This is a genomic window from Sphingomonas sp. ABOLE (assembly GCF_003950455.1).
Lineage (GTDB): Bacteria > Pseudomonadota > Alphaproteobacteria > Sphingomonadales > Sphingomonadaceae > Sphingomonas > Sphingomonas trueperi.
Map to the genome: position 1 here is coordinate 1 of NZ_QQWY01000067.1, position 13,638 is coordinate 13,638.

Below are 13,638 nucleotides of genomic sequence, written 5' to 3' on the forward strand. Positions count from 1 at the left end.
GGTGTAGATCTCGGTCGTCGCGATATCGGCATGGCCGAGCATCGCCTGCAATGCGCGCAGGTCCGCCCCGCCCTCGAGCAGATGCGTCGCGAAGGCGTGGCGGAGGACGTGGGGGCTCGCGCGCTCGGGCGGGATGCCTGCCATCGCCGCCAGCGCCCGGACGATCTGGTAGAGCCGCACGCGCGTCAGGTGCTTCTTGCCCGAGGGGAAGAGCCAGGGGCTGTCCGGCGGCACCTGCCCCCGCCACAAGGCGACCGCAGCCCGCGCGCGATCGGAGATCGGCACCAGCCGCTCGCGCCCGCCCTTGCCCTTGAGGATCAGGAAGGGACGATCGGGATGGATGGCATTCCGGGGAAGCGAGACGAGCTCGGTCGCGCGCAGCCCCGAGCCGTAGAGCAGCTCGATCAGCGCAGCGAGCCGCAGGTCGAGCGGATCGGGCGGCACCCGCGCCTGACGCTCGGCGATCGCCGCGAACATCGCGTCGACATCGCCGGTGCTGAGGATCTTGGGCAGCCGCCGCGCGGCACCGGGGCGCGGGAGGGCGGCGCCGGGATCGTCGGCACGATGCCCCTCCTCCGCCAGGAAGGCGAAGAAGCGGCGCAATGCCGAGGATTTGCGCGCCACCGTGGCGCGCGCGAGTTCCCCCCAGCCGCCGGCGAGCCGCTCGATCTCGGCGCGGCCTGCACCCGCCAAGTCACCGCCCAGTGCCTCGGAGGCGAGGCGGAGATCGGTGCCATAGGCCGCGATGGTGTTCGCCGCCGCGCCCGTCTCCGCGCGCAGCATTTCGAGGAAGCGCTCGATCAGGTCGCGATCGGCGCTCATTCGGCGCGGGTGACCGCCTCCACGGCGACCATCCGGGCATAATTGGCCATCCCCGCCGCGCGCATCGCCGCGACGATGTGGTAGAGCGCCTCGGGCGTCACCTGGTCCCAGCGCGGCGACTGCATGCCGACCCCGGCGAGAAGCGCGACCATGCCGGGCTGGTTGGCCGCGCCCGCGCGGTCGATCGCCTGAGTCCAGGCGTTGACGCCGCCGATGGCGACCTTGGTCGCCTCGGCCCCGCGCTGCGCGTCGGTCGAGGAAAGTCGCCCGAGACCCGCAAGCCCGGCGAGCAGCATCGCCGCCTTGCGTGGGCTGGCGGCCCCTGCATATCGCTCAAAATCGCTATAGCCGATCGGCCCGCCCGCATCGGCGAGTGCGAGCAGTGCCCAGCCCTCGCTGCCCGGCGCGACCACGCCGCGCCACTGCAGCGCTGCCGAATCATAGCCGGCGGAGAGCATCGCCGCGATCAGCCGGTCGGGCTCGGCCGCGTTTTTGTTCGCCGGGATCCAGGCGGCCGCCTTGGCGGTGAGCACCAGCCGGGCATAGCGCAGCCGCGGGCTTTCGGCGGCATCCCACAGGCTCTTCATCGCCTGCACCCGCTCGGCGGCCGAGCCGGTATAGGCGCCGCGCAGGTCGCGCACCGTCTTCTGCAGCGGATCGGGAACGTCGCTCGCCTGGTCGAGCTCGGCATAGAGATCGACCAGCGCCGCATTGGAGAGCACCCCCGCCGCCGCCGCCAGCTCGGCCGCGCCGGCGCGGTTGACCGGCGCCACCGCGGGCGACAGCGCCTGCCAGTAGCGGAACTCCGGCCCCACCGTGGCGAACAGATTGTCGGGGATGTCCACCCCGGCCGCGGTTGCCATGCCGAAGCGCCAGGCCGAGAGCGCCGGCACGCCGACCCAGTCGATCGTCACCGCGCGGCGCGAATCGATGCCCATGCCCACCACCTTGGTGGCGAGCAGCGTATCGAGGTCGTTGCGCGGCTTGCCCTTGCTTGCGGCATCGAGCCGCTGGTCGGCCTCGCTCGGCTTGCCGGCGAGCCCCGCGCAGATCGCCTGCGCCAGCGCCCAGCCGCGATCGGGAATGTTCGACGCCGCATCGTCGACGATCGGGCACACCGCCGCCGGATCCCCGGTCGCCAGCGCGACCTGCATCGCGACGCGGTCAAGCGCATTGGTATAGTCGTCGATATCGACATAGCTGACGAGGCCGCGCGCCGCCGTCGCCTCGCCCATGCGGAGGAGAAGCCAGGCGCGCTCGGCGGCATAATCGGCGCCGTCGATCCCGCTCGGGGTATCGAGCGGCGACATCAGCGCGCGGCGCAGCGCGATCGACACCCAGCGCGAGGCGACCGGCGCGTCGAGCCGGCGCATCAGCGTCACCTGGGTGGCACCCGCCACGTCGCCGAACGCATCGGCCGGAAACGGCGCATTGCCTGCCGCCAGGATGCCGATGCGGTCGAGCGGCCGACGCACCCCCTTGGGCAGGTCATATTGCGAGAGATCGATCGCCGGCGCGACCGCCACGCTGGCGTTGCTCTCCTCGACGTCGAAGGCGTCGGGCCCCATGTCGCCGCCGACGGGCGCCACGTCACCGCTCGGCGACGGCGCTGTAACCGGCGCGGCGCTGGAGGACGGGCTCGGGGCCGGGCTCGGGCTCGGGCGCGGCGAAGGCTGCGGCCGCGGCGCCGGCTGGTCGAAGCCGGGCGGCAACAGCGATTCGGGCGCTTTCTGCTGCTGGCTGAACGCCGGAACCCCGATCGCCGCGAGCAGGGCCGCCGCGATCGCGAGCCGCGACGCCCTAGTTGGCGAGGTTTTCAAGCGCGACCGCCTTCTCCATGCGCACCGGCTCCTTGACGGTGTTGCGGCCGGCCAGCGCGAACATGCCGCCTACCAGAACCACCAAAATCACGAGCAACACGACAAGCATACGCGGCATGAAAAACAGTCCATTCCTTGAGCGGTACGGGCCTTTTGCCCGAGACGGTCCCTCGCTGTATAGCCCTTCGCACGATGTTACAAACGCATGCGCAATTGAACAGCTGGACCGGCAAGCCGATCGTATTGGTGGGGCTGATGGGTGCCGGCAAAACCACGGTAGGGCGCCGCCTCGCCCAGCGCCTGCGGCTTCCCTTCGTCGATGCCGATGCGGAAATCGAATCGGCGGCGGGCATGTCGGTCTCCGACATCTTCGCCAAATTCGGCGAACCGCATTTCCGCGACGGTGAACGGCGGGTGATCGCCCGACTGGTCGACGGCACGCCCAAGGTGATCGCCACCGGCGGCGGCGCGTTCATCAACGACGAGACGCGGGCGCTGATCCTCGACCAGGCGATTGCGATCTGGCTGGATGCCGAGCCTTCGGTGCTCGCCGATCGCGTGCGGCGGCGCGATACCCGCCCGCTGCTCCGCGGCAAGGACCCGCTGGCGACGCTTACCGAGCTCGCCAAGGTGCGAAACCCGTTTTACGCGCTTGCGCAGATCCGCGTCTCCAGCGTAGCCGCACCGCACGAAACCACCGTCGAAGCGATCCTGAAGGCCCTGCGCAAGTGACCACCATCCCCGTCGCCCTGGGCGCACGCAGCTATGACGTGCGCATCGAACCCGGCTTGCTCACGCGTGCGGGGGAAGTGCTCGCTCCGCTGTCGCGTGGTCGCGCGATGCCGATCATCACCGACACCAACCTGTCGGCGCACTGCGACACGCTGGTGTCCAGCCTCGCCGCGGCGGGCGTGACCGCGCCGGTGCTGACGCTGCCGGCGGGCGAGAGCACCAAGAGCTGGGCGCAACTCGAGTCGGTAACCGACTGGCTGCTCGAACAGGGCGTCGTCCGCAGCGACCAGGTGATCGCGCTGGGCGGCGGCGTGATCGGCGACCTGGTCGGCTTCGCGACGAGCATCCTCAAGCGCGGCTGCAATTTCGTCCAGATCCCCACCACGCTGCTCGCGCAGGTCGACAGCTCGGTGGGCGGCAAGACCGCGATCAATTCGCGCGCGGGCAAGAACCTGGTCGGCGCGTTCCACCAGCCTTCGGTGGTGCTGATCGACCCGCAGGTGCTGGACAGCCTGCCCCAGCGCGAGCTGCGCGCGGGCTATGCCGAAGTCGCGAAATACGGGCTGATCGACGATGCTGGCTTCTTCGCGTGGTGCGAGGACAATGCCGCCGCGCTGTTCGCGGGCGATCCGGCGGCGCGGGCGCATGCGATCGGCCATTCGGTGGCGGCCAAGGCGCGGATCGTCGCGGCGGACGAGCGCGAGACGACCGGCACGCGGGCGCTGCTCAACCTGGGCCACACCTTCGGCCATGCGCTGGAGGCCGAGACGGGCTTCTCCGACAAGCTGCTCCACGGCGAGGCGGTGGCCGCGGGGATGGCCCTGGCCTTCGCCTTCTCGGCCGAACAGGGACTGTGCCCGGCCGAGGATGCCGCGCGGGTGGCCGCGCATCTGCGGTCGGTGGGGCTGCCGGACGGGCTGACGGCGGCCGGCGTGACGGCGGACGGCGCGACGCTGGTCGGCCACATGCTCCACGACAAGAAGATGGAAGGCAGCACCCTGCCCTTCCTGCTCGCCCGCGGCATCGGGCAGACGTACCTGGACAAGACCGTGGACCTGGCCAAGGTCGCAGCGTTTTTGGACGGAGTTCGGTGAAACGATCTTAAGCCCCTCCTCCTGGGAGGAGGGGTTTGGGGGTGGAGGGATTCCAGAACCTCCGTTGCTCTCGGTGAGACACCGCCCCACCCCAACCCCTCCCCTGAAGGGGAGGGGCTTAACAAGTGTTCGGCCGCTCGATCACCGCGGTCACCAGCGCGATGCGATCGACATCGGCGTACGCCGCGGTTTCCAGCTCCTCGCCGAACACGTCCGGGTCGATCTCCTCGTAGCGCAGCCGGCAGCCTTCCGCCGCGGCGATCTGCACCAGCCGATCGTGTAGCGCATCTGCCCCGCGGACGATCGCGCTGCCGGTGTAGAGCAGGAACCGTCCGCCTGCCGCCAGCCGCGGCACCGCCTCGCACGCCATCGCCAGCGCCACCCCGGCGCCGTGCAGCGCGCCGCCATCGCGATAGGCACGGCCGACGGGGTCGATGATGTAGGGCGGATTGGCCAAGACGAGGTCGAGTTCGCCGGCGATCCCCGACAGATCATCCCCCTGCACGAAGCGCGCCGCGACGCCCGCCGCCTGCGCATTCACCCGCGCCAGCCGCAGCGCAGCGGGGTTGATGTCGGTCATCACGATGTCGACTCGAGGACAGCGATGCGCGGCGGCGATCGCCCCTGCCCCGGCCCCGGTGCCGATATCGACCAGCGTAGAACCCTCGCGCTCCGGACAGCGGCGGAGTTCGTCGGCGATGAAGCGCGCGAAGCGGTAGCTGTCGGGGCCGAAGAACACCGCGTCGGTGTCGTCGGTGGGATAGGCGGAATGGACCAGCAGGTCGCGTCCCAGCGTCGACACGCGGACCTTGCTGCGCAGCTGGTCCCCGGCGGCTGCCTCGATCAGCCCGGCCGCCTCCAGCGCCTCCAGCAGCGATGCATCGAGCAGATCGCGCACGAAGGGCAGGCTCCAGCCGAAGACGTCGCGCAGGTCGGCGGCCCGCTGCCGATCCGACCGGGCGAGCACGCGCGCATGGGTGGCGGGCGTCGGCGTGATGAACTGGTACTTCCGCTGCTTGAGGTAGGCGATCAGGTCGCGCAGCACTGCCGCCTCGTCCTCCGCCGTCACCGGCCGCTCCGCCACCAGACATTCCATGCGCATCCCCTTTTAACCTCCCGCATCAACGTTACGGGTCCGCAGAGGGTCCGGCGCCATGTGATTGATCCGTGGCAACCGCTTGCCCTGCGCGGCGGCAGCGCCTAGCTCGGTGGCATGCGCATCCTAGCCCTGGCCCTCGCCGCCTCGACCATGCTCGTCTCCCCCGCCCTCGCCCAGCAGACCGCCCCCGCGCCGATCCTCACCACGCCCGAGGCGAAGGACGTGTGGACCTATGCGCGACCGGAAGTGGCGCGCGTCACCCATGTCGCGCTCGATCTGCGCGCCGATTTCGCGCGCAAGACGCTCAGCGGTACCGCCACGCTCGACATCCTCGCCGCGCCCGGCGCGACCGAGATCGTGCTCGACGACGACGGGCTGGTGATCACCAAGGTGACCGACGCCGCCGGCAAGCCGCTGCCCTTCGCGGTCGGCACGGCCAAGCCCGATCTCGGCGCGCCGCTCACCGTACAGTTGCACGGCGCGCGCAAGATCGTGGTCCACTACGCGACCGCGCCCGGCGCCTCGGCGCTGCAATGGCTCGCCCCCGCGCTCACCGCCGGCAAGAAGAAGCCCTATCTGTTCAGCCAGGGCCAGCCGATCAACAACCGCAGCTGGATCCCCACCCAGGACAGCCCCGGCATCCGCCAGACCTGGTCGGCCACCCTCACCGTCCCCGCCGATCTCGTCGCCGTGGCGAGCGGCGAGCGGATCGACGGCGCCAAGGGCGTGCCGGCAGGCAAGGGCTGGCACAAGTTCCGCTTCCGGATGGACAAGCCGGTGCCGCCGTACCTGATCGCCTTTGCGGTGGGCGACCTCGCCTTCCAGCCCGTCGGCCCACGCGCCGGCGTGTGGACCGAGCCGAGCATGCTTGCCGCCGCCGCGAAGGAAGTCGCCGATGTCGAGAAGATGATCGACGCGGCGCAGGCGCTCTACGGCCCCTATCGCTGGGGCCGCTACGACATGCTCGTTCTGCCGCCGAGCTTCCCCTATGGCGGCATGGAGAACCCCACCCTTACCTTCCTGACGCCGACCATCATCACCGGCGACAAGTCGAACGTCGACGTGGTGGCGCATGAGCTGGCGCATAGCTGGTCGGGCAACCTCGTCACCAACGCGACCTGGTCGGACAGCTGGCTCAACGAGGGCTTCACCACCTATTTCGAGAACCGCATCATGGAAGCGGTCTACGGCAAGGAGCGCGCCGCGACCGACGCCGATCTCGAATGGGACGGGCTGCGACGTGACATCGCCGATGCCGGCGGCATGGAGGCGCCGACGACCCGGCTGCACGGCGATCCCGGCGCGACCTTCGGGCAGCTCGATTACTTCAAGGGATCGACCTTCCTGCGCACGATCGAGCGCACCGTCGGCCGCGCGCGCTGGGACGTCTATCTGCGCGGCTATTTCGACCGCCATGCTTTCCAGCCGCAGACCACCGCCGGCTTCCTGGCGGACCTGCGCGCCCATCTGGTGAAGGGCGATGCCGGGCTCGAGGCCAATCTCCAGCTCGACAAATGGGCCTATGCCGCCGGCCTGCCGAACAATGCGGTGCACGTGCAATCGGCGACGCTCAAGGCGGTCGATGCCGCGCTCGCGGCGGTGAATGCCGGCGGGCCAGTCTCGGCAGTGCATCCGCAGGGCTGGGCGACGCAGCAATGGCTGCGCTTCCTCAACGGGCTGAACCGCCAGCAGACGCCGACGCGGCTCAAGGAATTGGACGAGACGCTGGGGCTGTCGGCATCGAACAACGCCTATGTCCGCTCGGCCTGGGGCGAGCTGGCGATCGCCAACCGCTATGATCCGGCGGTGCCGAGCATCGAGAAGCTGGTCAGCAGCGTCGGCCGGGGCCTGCTGATCTACCCGATCTACAAGGACCTGATGGCGCAGGGCGATTGGGGCACGCCGATCGCGCGGCGCTTTTACGAGGCCTCGAAGGCGCGCTACCATCCCACCGTCGCGGCGGGCGTGGCGAAGATCGTCGGCGCGGACTGATCGCATGCCGCGCGGCGTCGCCAAGCGGGACCTGCCCAGCAAGACCTGCCCGGTCTGCCAGCGCCCCTTCGCCTGGCGGAAGAAGTGGGAGCGGGACTGGGATAGCGTTGTGTACTGTTCGGAGCGGTGCCGGCGGACGGGGAAGTGACTCAAATCCAAGCCCCTCCCCTGAAGGGGAGGGGCTTAAAAACCATCACTGATAGCGCAGCGTCTTGCCGAACCCGGTGTTGGTCTTCGTCATCTTGGTGAGCTTGCGCAGATAGGCCTTCACCTCGCGCTCGAAACGCTGGTCGTTGCGCACCCCCGCGCGGTAGAAATCGTCCTTCGCCAGCAGCGCCTTCACCGCCTCGCCCAGCCGCGCCTGATCCTCGACCGCGTCGCTGTGGCGAAGCTGCTCGCACACCCATTCCTCGGCGGCAGCCTTGTCATAGTCGTCCTCGCGGTCACGGCCGTAGCGGTCGGCGACGTCCTGGTCCGCGCGCGCGGCCTTGATCCGCCGTTCGAGCCAAAGCCGGACCTGCGCCGCGTCCCAGGGCGCCTGCACCTCGCTCATTTCGCTACCTTGGATGCCAGCGCCCAGGCCAGCCACAGCCATCCGACGATCAGCGCCGCGCCGCCGATCGGCGTCACCGCCCCGAGCCAACGCGGCAGGCCCAGCGCCATCAGGTAGAGCGTGCCCGCAAACACGAACCCGCCGCCGACGAACAGAGCCGCCGGCCCCCGCGCGCCGAACTGCAGCGCGACGAGCGCCGCCACCGCGTGCACGAGCTGATACTGCCCGCCGGTCTTGAGCCACTCGACCGCCTGCCCTTGCGCGCCATGCGCCCCGAAGGCCCCGGCCGCCACCGCCATCGCGCCCGAAAGCGCCGCCAGTATCGCGATCCAGTTCATGCGAATATTCCCCGATCAACCATCGCCACGATCCTGCACCGCCGCCGTGGCGGCCGACGCCTGGCTGAACATGCCGTCGCGCCCCGCGTAGATGTCGCCGCTTTCCTTCTGCGCCTTGAGCCGGGCGATGTCGGTCCGGCGGTATTCGGCCTCGGTCCGGTCGATCTCGGCGCCGTCGACGCCCACCGCGTCCATCGCCCGCCGCGCCATCACGATCGCGCTCTCCAGCACCTCGCGCACCACGCCCGACAGCGGCGCGCCGTTGAGCTTCATCACGCTGCGGCGATCATAGGCCCGCACGAAGATGCTGGCGTTGGGGAAGGCAGCGTGCACCCCCTCCACCACTTCGGTGTCCATCGCGTCGCCGTCCTGGCAGAACATCAGCAGCTCGGCCTCCCCCGCTCCCGCCTGGCGGAGCAGGTCGATGCGGGTGCCGTCGCCGTAATAGACCTTCATGCCGAAGCTGCCCGCGGTCTCGATCATCTCGACGTCGCGGTCGATGATCGTCACCGGAATCCCTTGCGCGATCAGCATCTGCGCCACCGTCTGGCCGAAGCGGCCATAGCCGACGACCACCGCATTGGCGCCTTCCTGGCGCGGACCATCGGGCGTGGCCCCGGCCCTGACCGGTTCGGCACGCAGCCGCCTGGTGGCCATCATCAGGAACGGCGTGGTCGCCATCGAGAGCGTGACGATCGCGCTGAACACGCTGGCCGCCTGAGGCTCGATCAGCAGCGCCTTCTGCGCCTGGGCGAACAGCACGAAGCCAAACTCACCGCCCTGGGACAACAGCACGCCGAGCGCGAACGCCCCGCGCGGCTTCATCCCGAACAGCAGCGCCAGCCCCATGATCAGCGCCGCCTTGGCGGCGATCAGCGCCAGCGCCATACCCGCGACGAACAAGGGCCGCTCGGCGATCGCGTGGAGGTCGAGCGTCATCCCCACCGCGACGAAGAACAGCCCGAGCAGGATCGCGCGGAACGGCTCGACATCGGCCTCGATCTCGTGCCGGAAGGGCGAGTCCGCGAGCATCACGCCCGCGATGAACGCGCCGAGCGCGGCGGAGAGCCCCAGCGCCTCCATCACCGCGGCGCTGGCGATCACCGTCAGCAGCCCTGCGAAGACGAACATCTCGCGCTCGTCGAGATTGCCGATCAACCGGAACAGCGGCCGGAGCAGGAAGCGCCCCGCCACCACCAGCCCGACGATCGCGCCGACGGTGTAGAGACCGAGCAGCCAGCCCGGCGGGCCGCCCTGGTCGGCCGGGTTGCGCGACAGCGCGGCGACGATCGTGATCAGCGGCACGATCGACAGGTCCTGGAACAGGAGGATCGCGAAGGCGCGCTCACCGAACGGGGTGCGCAGGCGGCCTGCCGATTGCAGCAGCGGCAGCACCTGCGCGGTGGAGGACAGCCCCATCGGCAGTCCCAGCGCCAGCGCGGCGGCCAGCGTCGAGCCCGTCACCGCCCAGACGATCGCCGCGATCGCGATGCCGCACAGGGCCACCTGCAGGAAGCCGAGGCCGAAGATGTCGCGCCGCATCCGCCACAGCCGCGACGGGCTCAGCTCGAGCCCGACGAGGAACAGGAGGAGCGCGATGCCGAGCTCGGCAATGCCCATCTTGCCCTCGGCATCGCCGACCAGCCGCAGCACGTGCGGGCCGACCAGCGCGCCGGCGACGAGAAAGCCCAGCGTCGCACCAAGTCCGAGCCGCCGGAACAGCAGCACGAAAAACAGCGCAAAGCCGAGCATCGGCACTGCGTCGGCGAGAATCGAACCGTCGGACGCATGCTCCATCAGACCCGTGCCTCCGCCGCCTGCGCCGCCGCCTCGGCCGCGGCCTCGAAGGCCAAGCGGATCGAGGCGTGGCGGCCGCGATGCGGCAGCGCGGGGACGAACAATGCCATGCCCGGCCATTCGGGCGGCACCTCGCGCTCGCCGGCAAGCCAGTCGGTGAGCTGGTCGCGCGCTACGGCAATGTCGGCAGGGGTGCGGCCGACCACGGCCTCGCCCATCAGCGCTGCCGATGCCTGTCCCAGCGCGCAGGCACGGACCAGCATGCCGACCTCTGCCACCTTGCCCGTTTCGTCGACGGCGATGTCCACCGTCACCCGGCTCCCGCACACCGGCGAGCGCTTCTCGGACGTGCCGCCGGGCCGTTCCAGTCGTGCGTGATGCGGGATCGCGGCGGCGAGGCGCAGGATTTCCATATTGTAGAGCGGGGCGTTCATGCCCTTTGATCTAGGGTAGCCTTCCCGCAGTTGCGAGCGCCAATTACCCGCCTTTCGTATGGGTTGCGCCGGCGGCTCGCGCCTCGGCAGACTCGATCCTCCCCTCCAAGGGGAGGGCAGCAGGTCAATCCGCCTTGCGCTTCCGCGGCCGGACCTCGCCCATGTCCTCCGAACCCACGCTCGCATTGTCGCCGCCGAACACAGGCTCGCCCTTCCGCCGCCGGTCGACGAAATCACCGATCGCGGCGCTGGTGGTGTCGAGCAGCGGGTAGGTGACCGACTTGGTGATCCATTTCGGCCGGTGCGTGCGCCCGCCCTCGAACGTGTCGAGCACCAGCATCAGCACCAGGAAGCCCATGCTGACCAGGATCAGCCCCTTGGCAACCCCGAAGCCGACGCCGAGTGCGCGGTCGATCGGCCCCAGCACCGAGTTGCGCATCTGCCCGCCCAGCGTGTTGGCGATCAGCCGCCCGCCGAAATAGCTGCCCCCGGCGAGCAGCGCGAAGGCGAGCACCGCCGCCCCGCCCTCGGTGCCGATCATCGGCGCGAATATGGCCGTGAGCCCGGCATGGAAGAACTTCACCGCCACCACCACGAGGATCCAGGCGAGGAACGCCAGCACCTCGGTGGTGAAGCCGCGCAGGAAGCCGAGGATGGCGGCGCCTGCGATGATGAGAAGCGTGACGATGTCGAGCCCGGTCATGCGCGCTCCATAGCAGTGTGGCGCACCGGGAAAAGAGGCGGCGTGCGGAGCCCCCCCACCGCGGCACCCGTTCCCTTTTCGTTTCCGTCGCGCTACAGCATGCCCATGGCAAAACTCCAGAAGCGCTATGTGTGCCAGGCCTGCGGCTCGGTGACCTCGAAATGGGCGGGGCAATGCGCCGATTGCGCGGAGTGGAACACGCTGGTCGAGGAAGCCGGCGGGCCCGCCACGCCGTTCCAGGCCAAGCACCATCTGCAATCGGGCGGGCGGATGATCCTGCTCTCCGGGCTCGACGCCGAGGTCGCCCTGCCCGAGCGGATGCCGAGCGGTATCGCCGAGTTCGATCGCGCGCTTGGCGGCGGCTTTGTCGAGGGATCGGCGACGCTGATCGGGGGGGATCCCGGCATCGGCAAGTCGACGCTGCTGCTCCAGGCCGCCGCCAAGATCGCCAGCCGCGGGCTCTCGGTCGCCTATGTCTCGGGCGAGGAAGCCGCCGACCAGGTGCGGCTGCGCGCGCGGCGCCTGGGCCTCGGCCAGGCACCGGTGCAGCTCGCCGCCGCCACCTCGGTGCGCGACATCCTGACGACGCTGAGCATGACCACCCCGCCCGACCTGCTGATCATCGATTCGATCCAGACGATGCATTCGGACCTGATCGAAGGCGCGCCGGGCACGGTGAGCCAGGTCCGCGCCAGCGCGCAGGAGCTGATCCGCTTCGCCAAGGAGCGCGGCACCGCGCTGGTGATGGTGGGGCACGTCACCAAGGACGGCTCGATCGCGGGTCCGCGCGTGCTCGAGCATATGGTCGACACGGTGCTCGCCTTCGAGGGCGAGCGCAGCCACCTCTACCGCATTCTCCGCGCGGTGAAGAACCGGTTCGGCGGCACCGACGAGATCGGCGTCTTCTCGATGCAGACCGAGGGGCTGGCGGAGGTGGCCAACCCCTCCTCGCTGTTCCTCACCCAGCGCGACGAGACCGTCACCGGCACCGTCGTCTTCCCGGCGCTGGAGGGGACGCGGCCCGTGCTCGTCGAAGTACAGGCGCTCACCGTGCGGCTGGCTTCGGGCGCGACGCCGCGGCGATCGGTGGTCGGCTGGGATTCGCCGCGCCTCTCGATGGTACTGGCGGTGCTGGAGGCGCGCTGCGGGCTGAGCTTCTCGGCCTGCGAAGTCTATCTCAACATCGCCGGCGGCTACCGCGTGCAAGATCCCGCCGCCGATCTGGCGGTGGCGGCGGCGCTCGTCTCTGCATTGTCCGAGCGGCCGATTCCGGCCGATGCGGTGGTGTTCGGCGAAATCGCCCTGTCCGGCGAAATCCGTCCGGTGGCGCATGCTGCGCTGCGGATGCGCGAATCCGCCAAATTGGGCTTCGAACGCGCGCTGGCACCTGCCGCACCGCACGCGAAGGCTGGCGATCCTCTGCCGTTGCGTGTATCCGACTACAGGAATCTCAATAGCTTGGTCGATCAGCTCTTGGGCAAATAGCTCCATATCTGCACGAATGCGTAATTATGCTGGTGCAATCCTGGCCGCTTTGATACAGTTGCGAACAGGTCGGGATACGGCAACCCCTTAAGCTGTTGCCGTCATGGCTCGAAGGAACTATTTAGCTGCAACTTCGTTTATTGTCGTCAATATCTGCCGTAGTTGCAAAAGAGTTAAGGGGGCTCTTCGCAGTTGCGAGCAACAGGGGGCGGGAGCAGTAACTTGAAAAAGGGCAAGCAAAGCTTCGGATCACGGGCACTTCGCAGGCTAAGCGCTTCTGCGGCAACCATTTCGCTTCTTTCAGCGACCTCCGCCGGGATCGCGGTGCCGGTGGTTGCTGCTGCAGTGCAAGACGCCTCAAAGGCGTTGTCGGTCCTGTCCGCGCGCTCGCCGGGCGTTCGCGAAGCTGGCGCACACAGTCTGAAGGGCAAGCGTAAATATAGCCGAGTCGCCAAGAACCCGCGCGACGCGCTGACGCCCGACTCGCTGGCCAAGAATGGCGTGGCGACGCCCAAGGCCTTCGATCTCTCCGCCGATCAGGCACCGGTGCCGGCATCGCTGCCGCTGCCGGCGGATGCCCCGCCGATCGACCTGGCCGGGCTCCCCTCGAGCTTCGACTCGCTGTCGCCGTTTGCAGACGTCGTTCCCGCGCCGGGTCCGGCAAGCTTCACCGGCAACTCGCTTGTGCCCAGCGGCACGGGCGGCGGCGGTGGCGGCGGTGCGCCGCCGCTCGGCATCGAAACGCCGGTGCCGACCCCCACCCCGACGC

Annotated in this window: 14 protein-coding genes and 1 pseudogene; 6 read left to right on the forward strand and 9 right to left on the reverse strand. The window is 69.6% G+C overall.

Annotation, left to right across the window (positions count from 1 at the left end; genetic code table 11):
• The 3 genes from CA234_RS23185 to CA234_RS24535 form a co-directional block, all read right to left on the reverse strand.
• Positions 1–822: tyrosine-type recombinase/integrase (locus tag CA234_RS23185; RefSeq protein WP_125978326.1), on the reverse strand; the 822-nt coding region annotated here is incomplete at its 3' end.
• Positions 819–2,642, reverse strand: a complete 1,824-nt coding sequence (locus tag CA234_RS23190) for a hypothetical protein (protein ID WP_241213663.1) — start codon at positions 2,640–2,642, stop codon at positions 819–821. The genes CA234_RS23185 and CA234_RS23190, both read right to left, overlap by 4 nt.
• Complete coding sequence (locus CA234_RS24535; RefSeq protein ID WP_164521922.1) at positions 2,623–2,760, reverse strand: hypothetical protein; 138 nt, start codon at positions 2,758–2,760, stop codon at positions 2,623–2,625. The genes CA234_RS23190 and CA234_RS24535 overlap by 20 nt, the downstream gene beginning before the upstream one ends.
• 74 nt (positions 2,761–2,834) lie before the next feature.
• Between CA234_RS24535 and CA234_RS23195 the strand changes: the two genes are divergently transcribed.
• Both CA234_RS23195 and aroB read left to right on the forward strand, forming a co-directional pair.
• Positions 2,835–3,374 carry a shikimate kinase gene (locus tag CA234_RS23195; RefSeq protein WP_125978324.1) on the forward strand — a complete coding sequence of 180 codons (540 nt, stop codon included), beginning with the start codon at positions 2,835–2,837 and terminating at the stop codon, positions 3,372–3,374.
• Positions 3,371–4,468, forward strand: coding sequence for a 3-dehydroquinate synthase (gene aroB, locus CA234_RS23200; RefSeq protein ID WP_125978322.1), 1,098 nt, complete (start codon positions 3,371–3,373; stop codon positions 4,466–4,468). Before CA234_RS23195 ends, aroB begins: the two co-directional genes overlap by 4 nt.
• 118 nt (positions 4,469–4,586) lie before the next feature.
• On the opposite strand, the gene CA234_RS23205 is transcribed toward aroB, so the two are convergent.
• Positions 4,587–5,570, reverse strand: a complete 984-nt coding sequence (locus CA234_RS23205; RefSeq protein ID WP_241213664.1) for a methyltransferase — start codon at positions 5,568–5,570, stop codon at positions 4,587–4,589.
• Between the two features lie 111 nt (positions 5,571–5,681).
• On the opposite strand from CA234_RS23205, the gene CA234_RS23210 reads away from it, so the two are divergent.
• Together CA234_RS23210 and CA234_RS23215 are read left to right on the forward strand one after the other, a co-directional pair.
• Positions 5,682–7,559, forward strand: a complete 1,878-nt coding sequence (locus tag CA234_RS23210) for a M1 family metallopeptidase (RefSeq protein WP_126002863.1) — start codon at positions 5,682–5,684, stop codon at positions 7,557–7,559.
• Positions 7,560–7,563: 4 nt separating this feature from the next.
• On the forward strand, positions 7,564–7,707 hold the full coding sequence (locus tag CA234_RS23215) for a DUF2256 domain-containing protein (RefSeq protein ID WP_125978318.1): 144 nt from the start codon (positions 7,564–7,566) through the stop codon (positions 7,705–7,707).
• Positions 7,708–7,752: 45 nt separating this feature from the next.
• On the opposite strand, the gene CA234_RS23220 is transcribed toward CA234_RS23215, so the two are convergent.
• The 5 genes from CA234_RS23220 to CA234_RS23240 form a co-directional block, all read right to left on the reverse strand.
• Complete coding sequence (locus CA234_RS23220; protein WP_125978316.1) at positions 7,753–8,112, reverse strand: hypothetical protein; 360 nt, start codon at positions 8,110–8,112, stop codon at positions 7,753–7,755.
• Positions 8,109–8,450: a DUF423 domain-containing protein gene (locus CA234_RS23225; protein WP_125978314.1), complete on the reverse strand. Its 342-nt coding sequence runs from the start codon at positions 8,448–8,450 to the stop codon at positions 8,109–8,111. Before CA234_RS23225 ends, CA234_RS23220 begins: the two co-directional genes overlap by 4 nt.
• A gap of 15 nt (positions 8,451–8,465) precedes the next feature.
• Positions 8,466–10,247, reverse strand: coding sequence for a cation:proton antiporter (locus tag CA234_RS23230; RefSeq protein ID WP_126002864.1), 1,782 nt, complete (start codon positions 10,245–10,247; stop codon positions 8,466–8,468).
• On the reverse strand, positions 10,247–10,681 hold the full coding sequence (locus CA234_RS23235) for an iron-sulfur cluster assembly scaffold protein (RefSeq protein ID WP_126002865.1): 435 nt from the start codon (positions 10,679–10,681) through the stop codon (positions 10,247–10,249). Before CA234_RS23235 ends, CA234_RS23230 begins: the two co-directional genes overlap by 1 nt.
• Positions 10,682–10,805: 124 nt before the next feature.
• Complete coding sequence (locus tag CA234_RS23240; RefSeq protein ID WP_125978308.1) at positions 10,806–11,384, reverse strand: CvpA family protein; 579 nt, start codon at positions 11,382–11,384, stop codon at positions 10,806–10,808.
• A gap of 105 nt (positions 11,385–11,489) precedes the next feature.
• Between CA234_RS23240 and radA the strand changes: the two genes are divergently transcribed.
• Both radA and CA234_RS23250 read left to right on the forward strand, forming a co-directional pair.
• Entirely contained in the window at positions 11,490–12,869 is a 1,380-nt protein-coding gene (radA, locus tag CA234_RS23245; RefSeq protein ID WP_126002866.1) for a DNA repair protein RadA, read from the forward strand.
• Positions 12,870–13,235: 366 nt separating this feature from the next.
• Positions 13,236–13,638 (forward strand): annotated as a pseudogene (locus CA234_RS23250) (hypothetical protein); the annotation flags it as partial.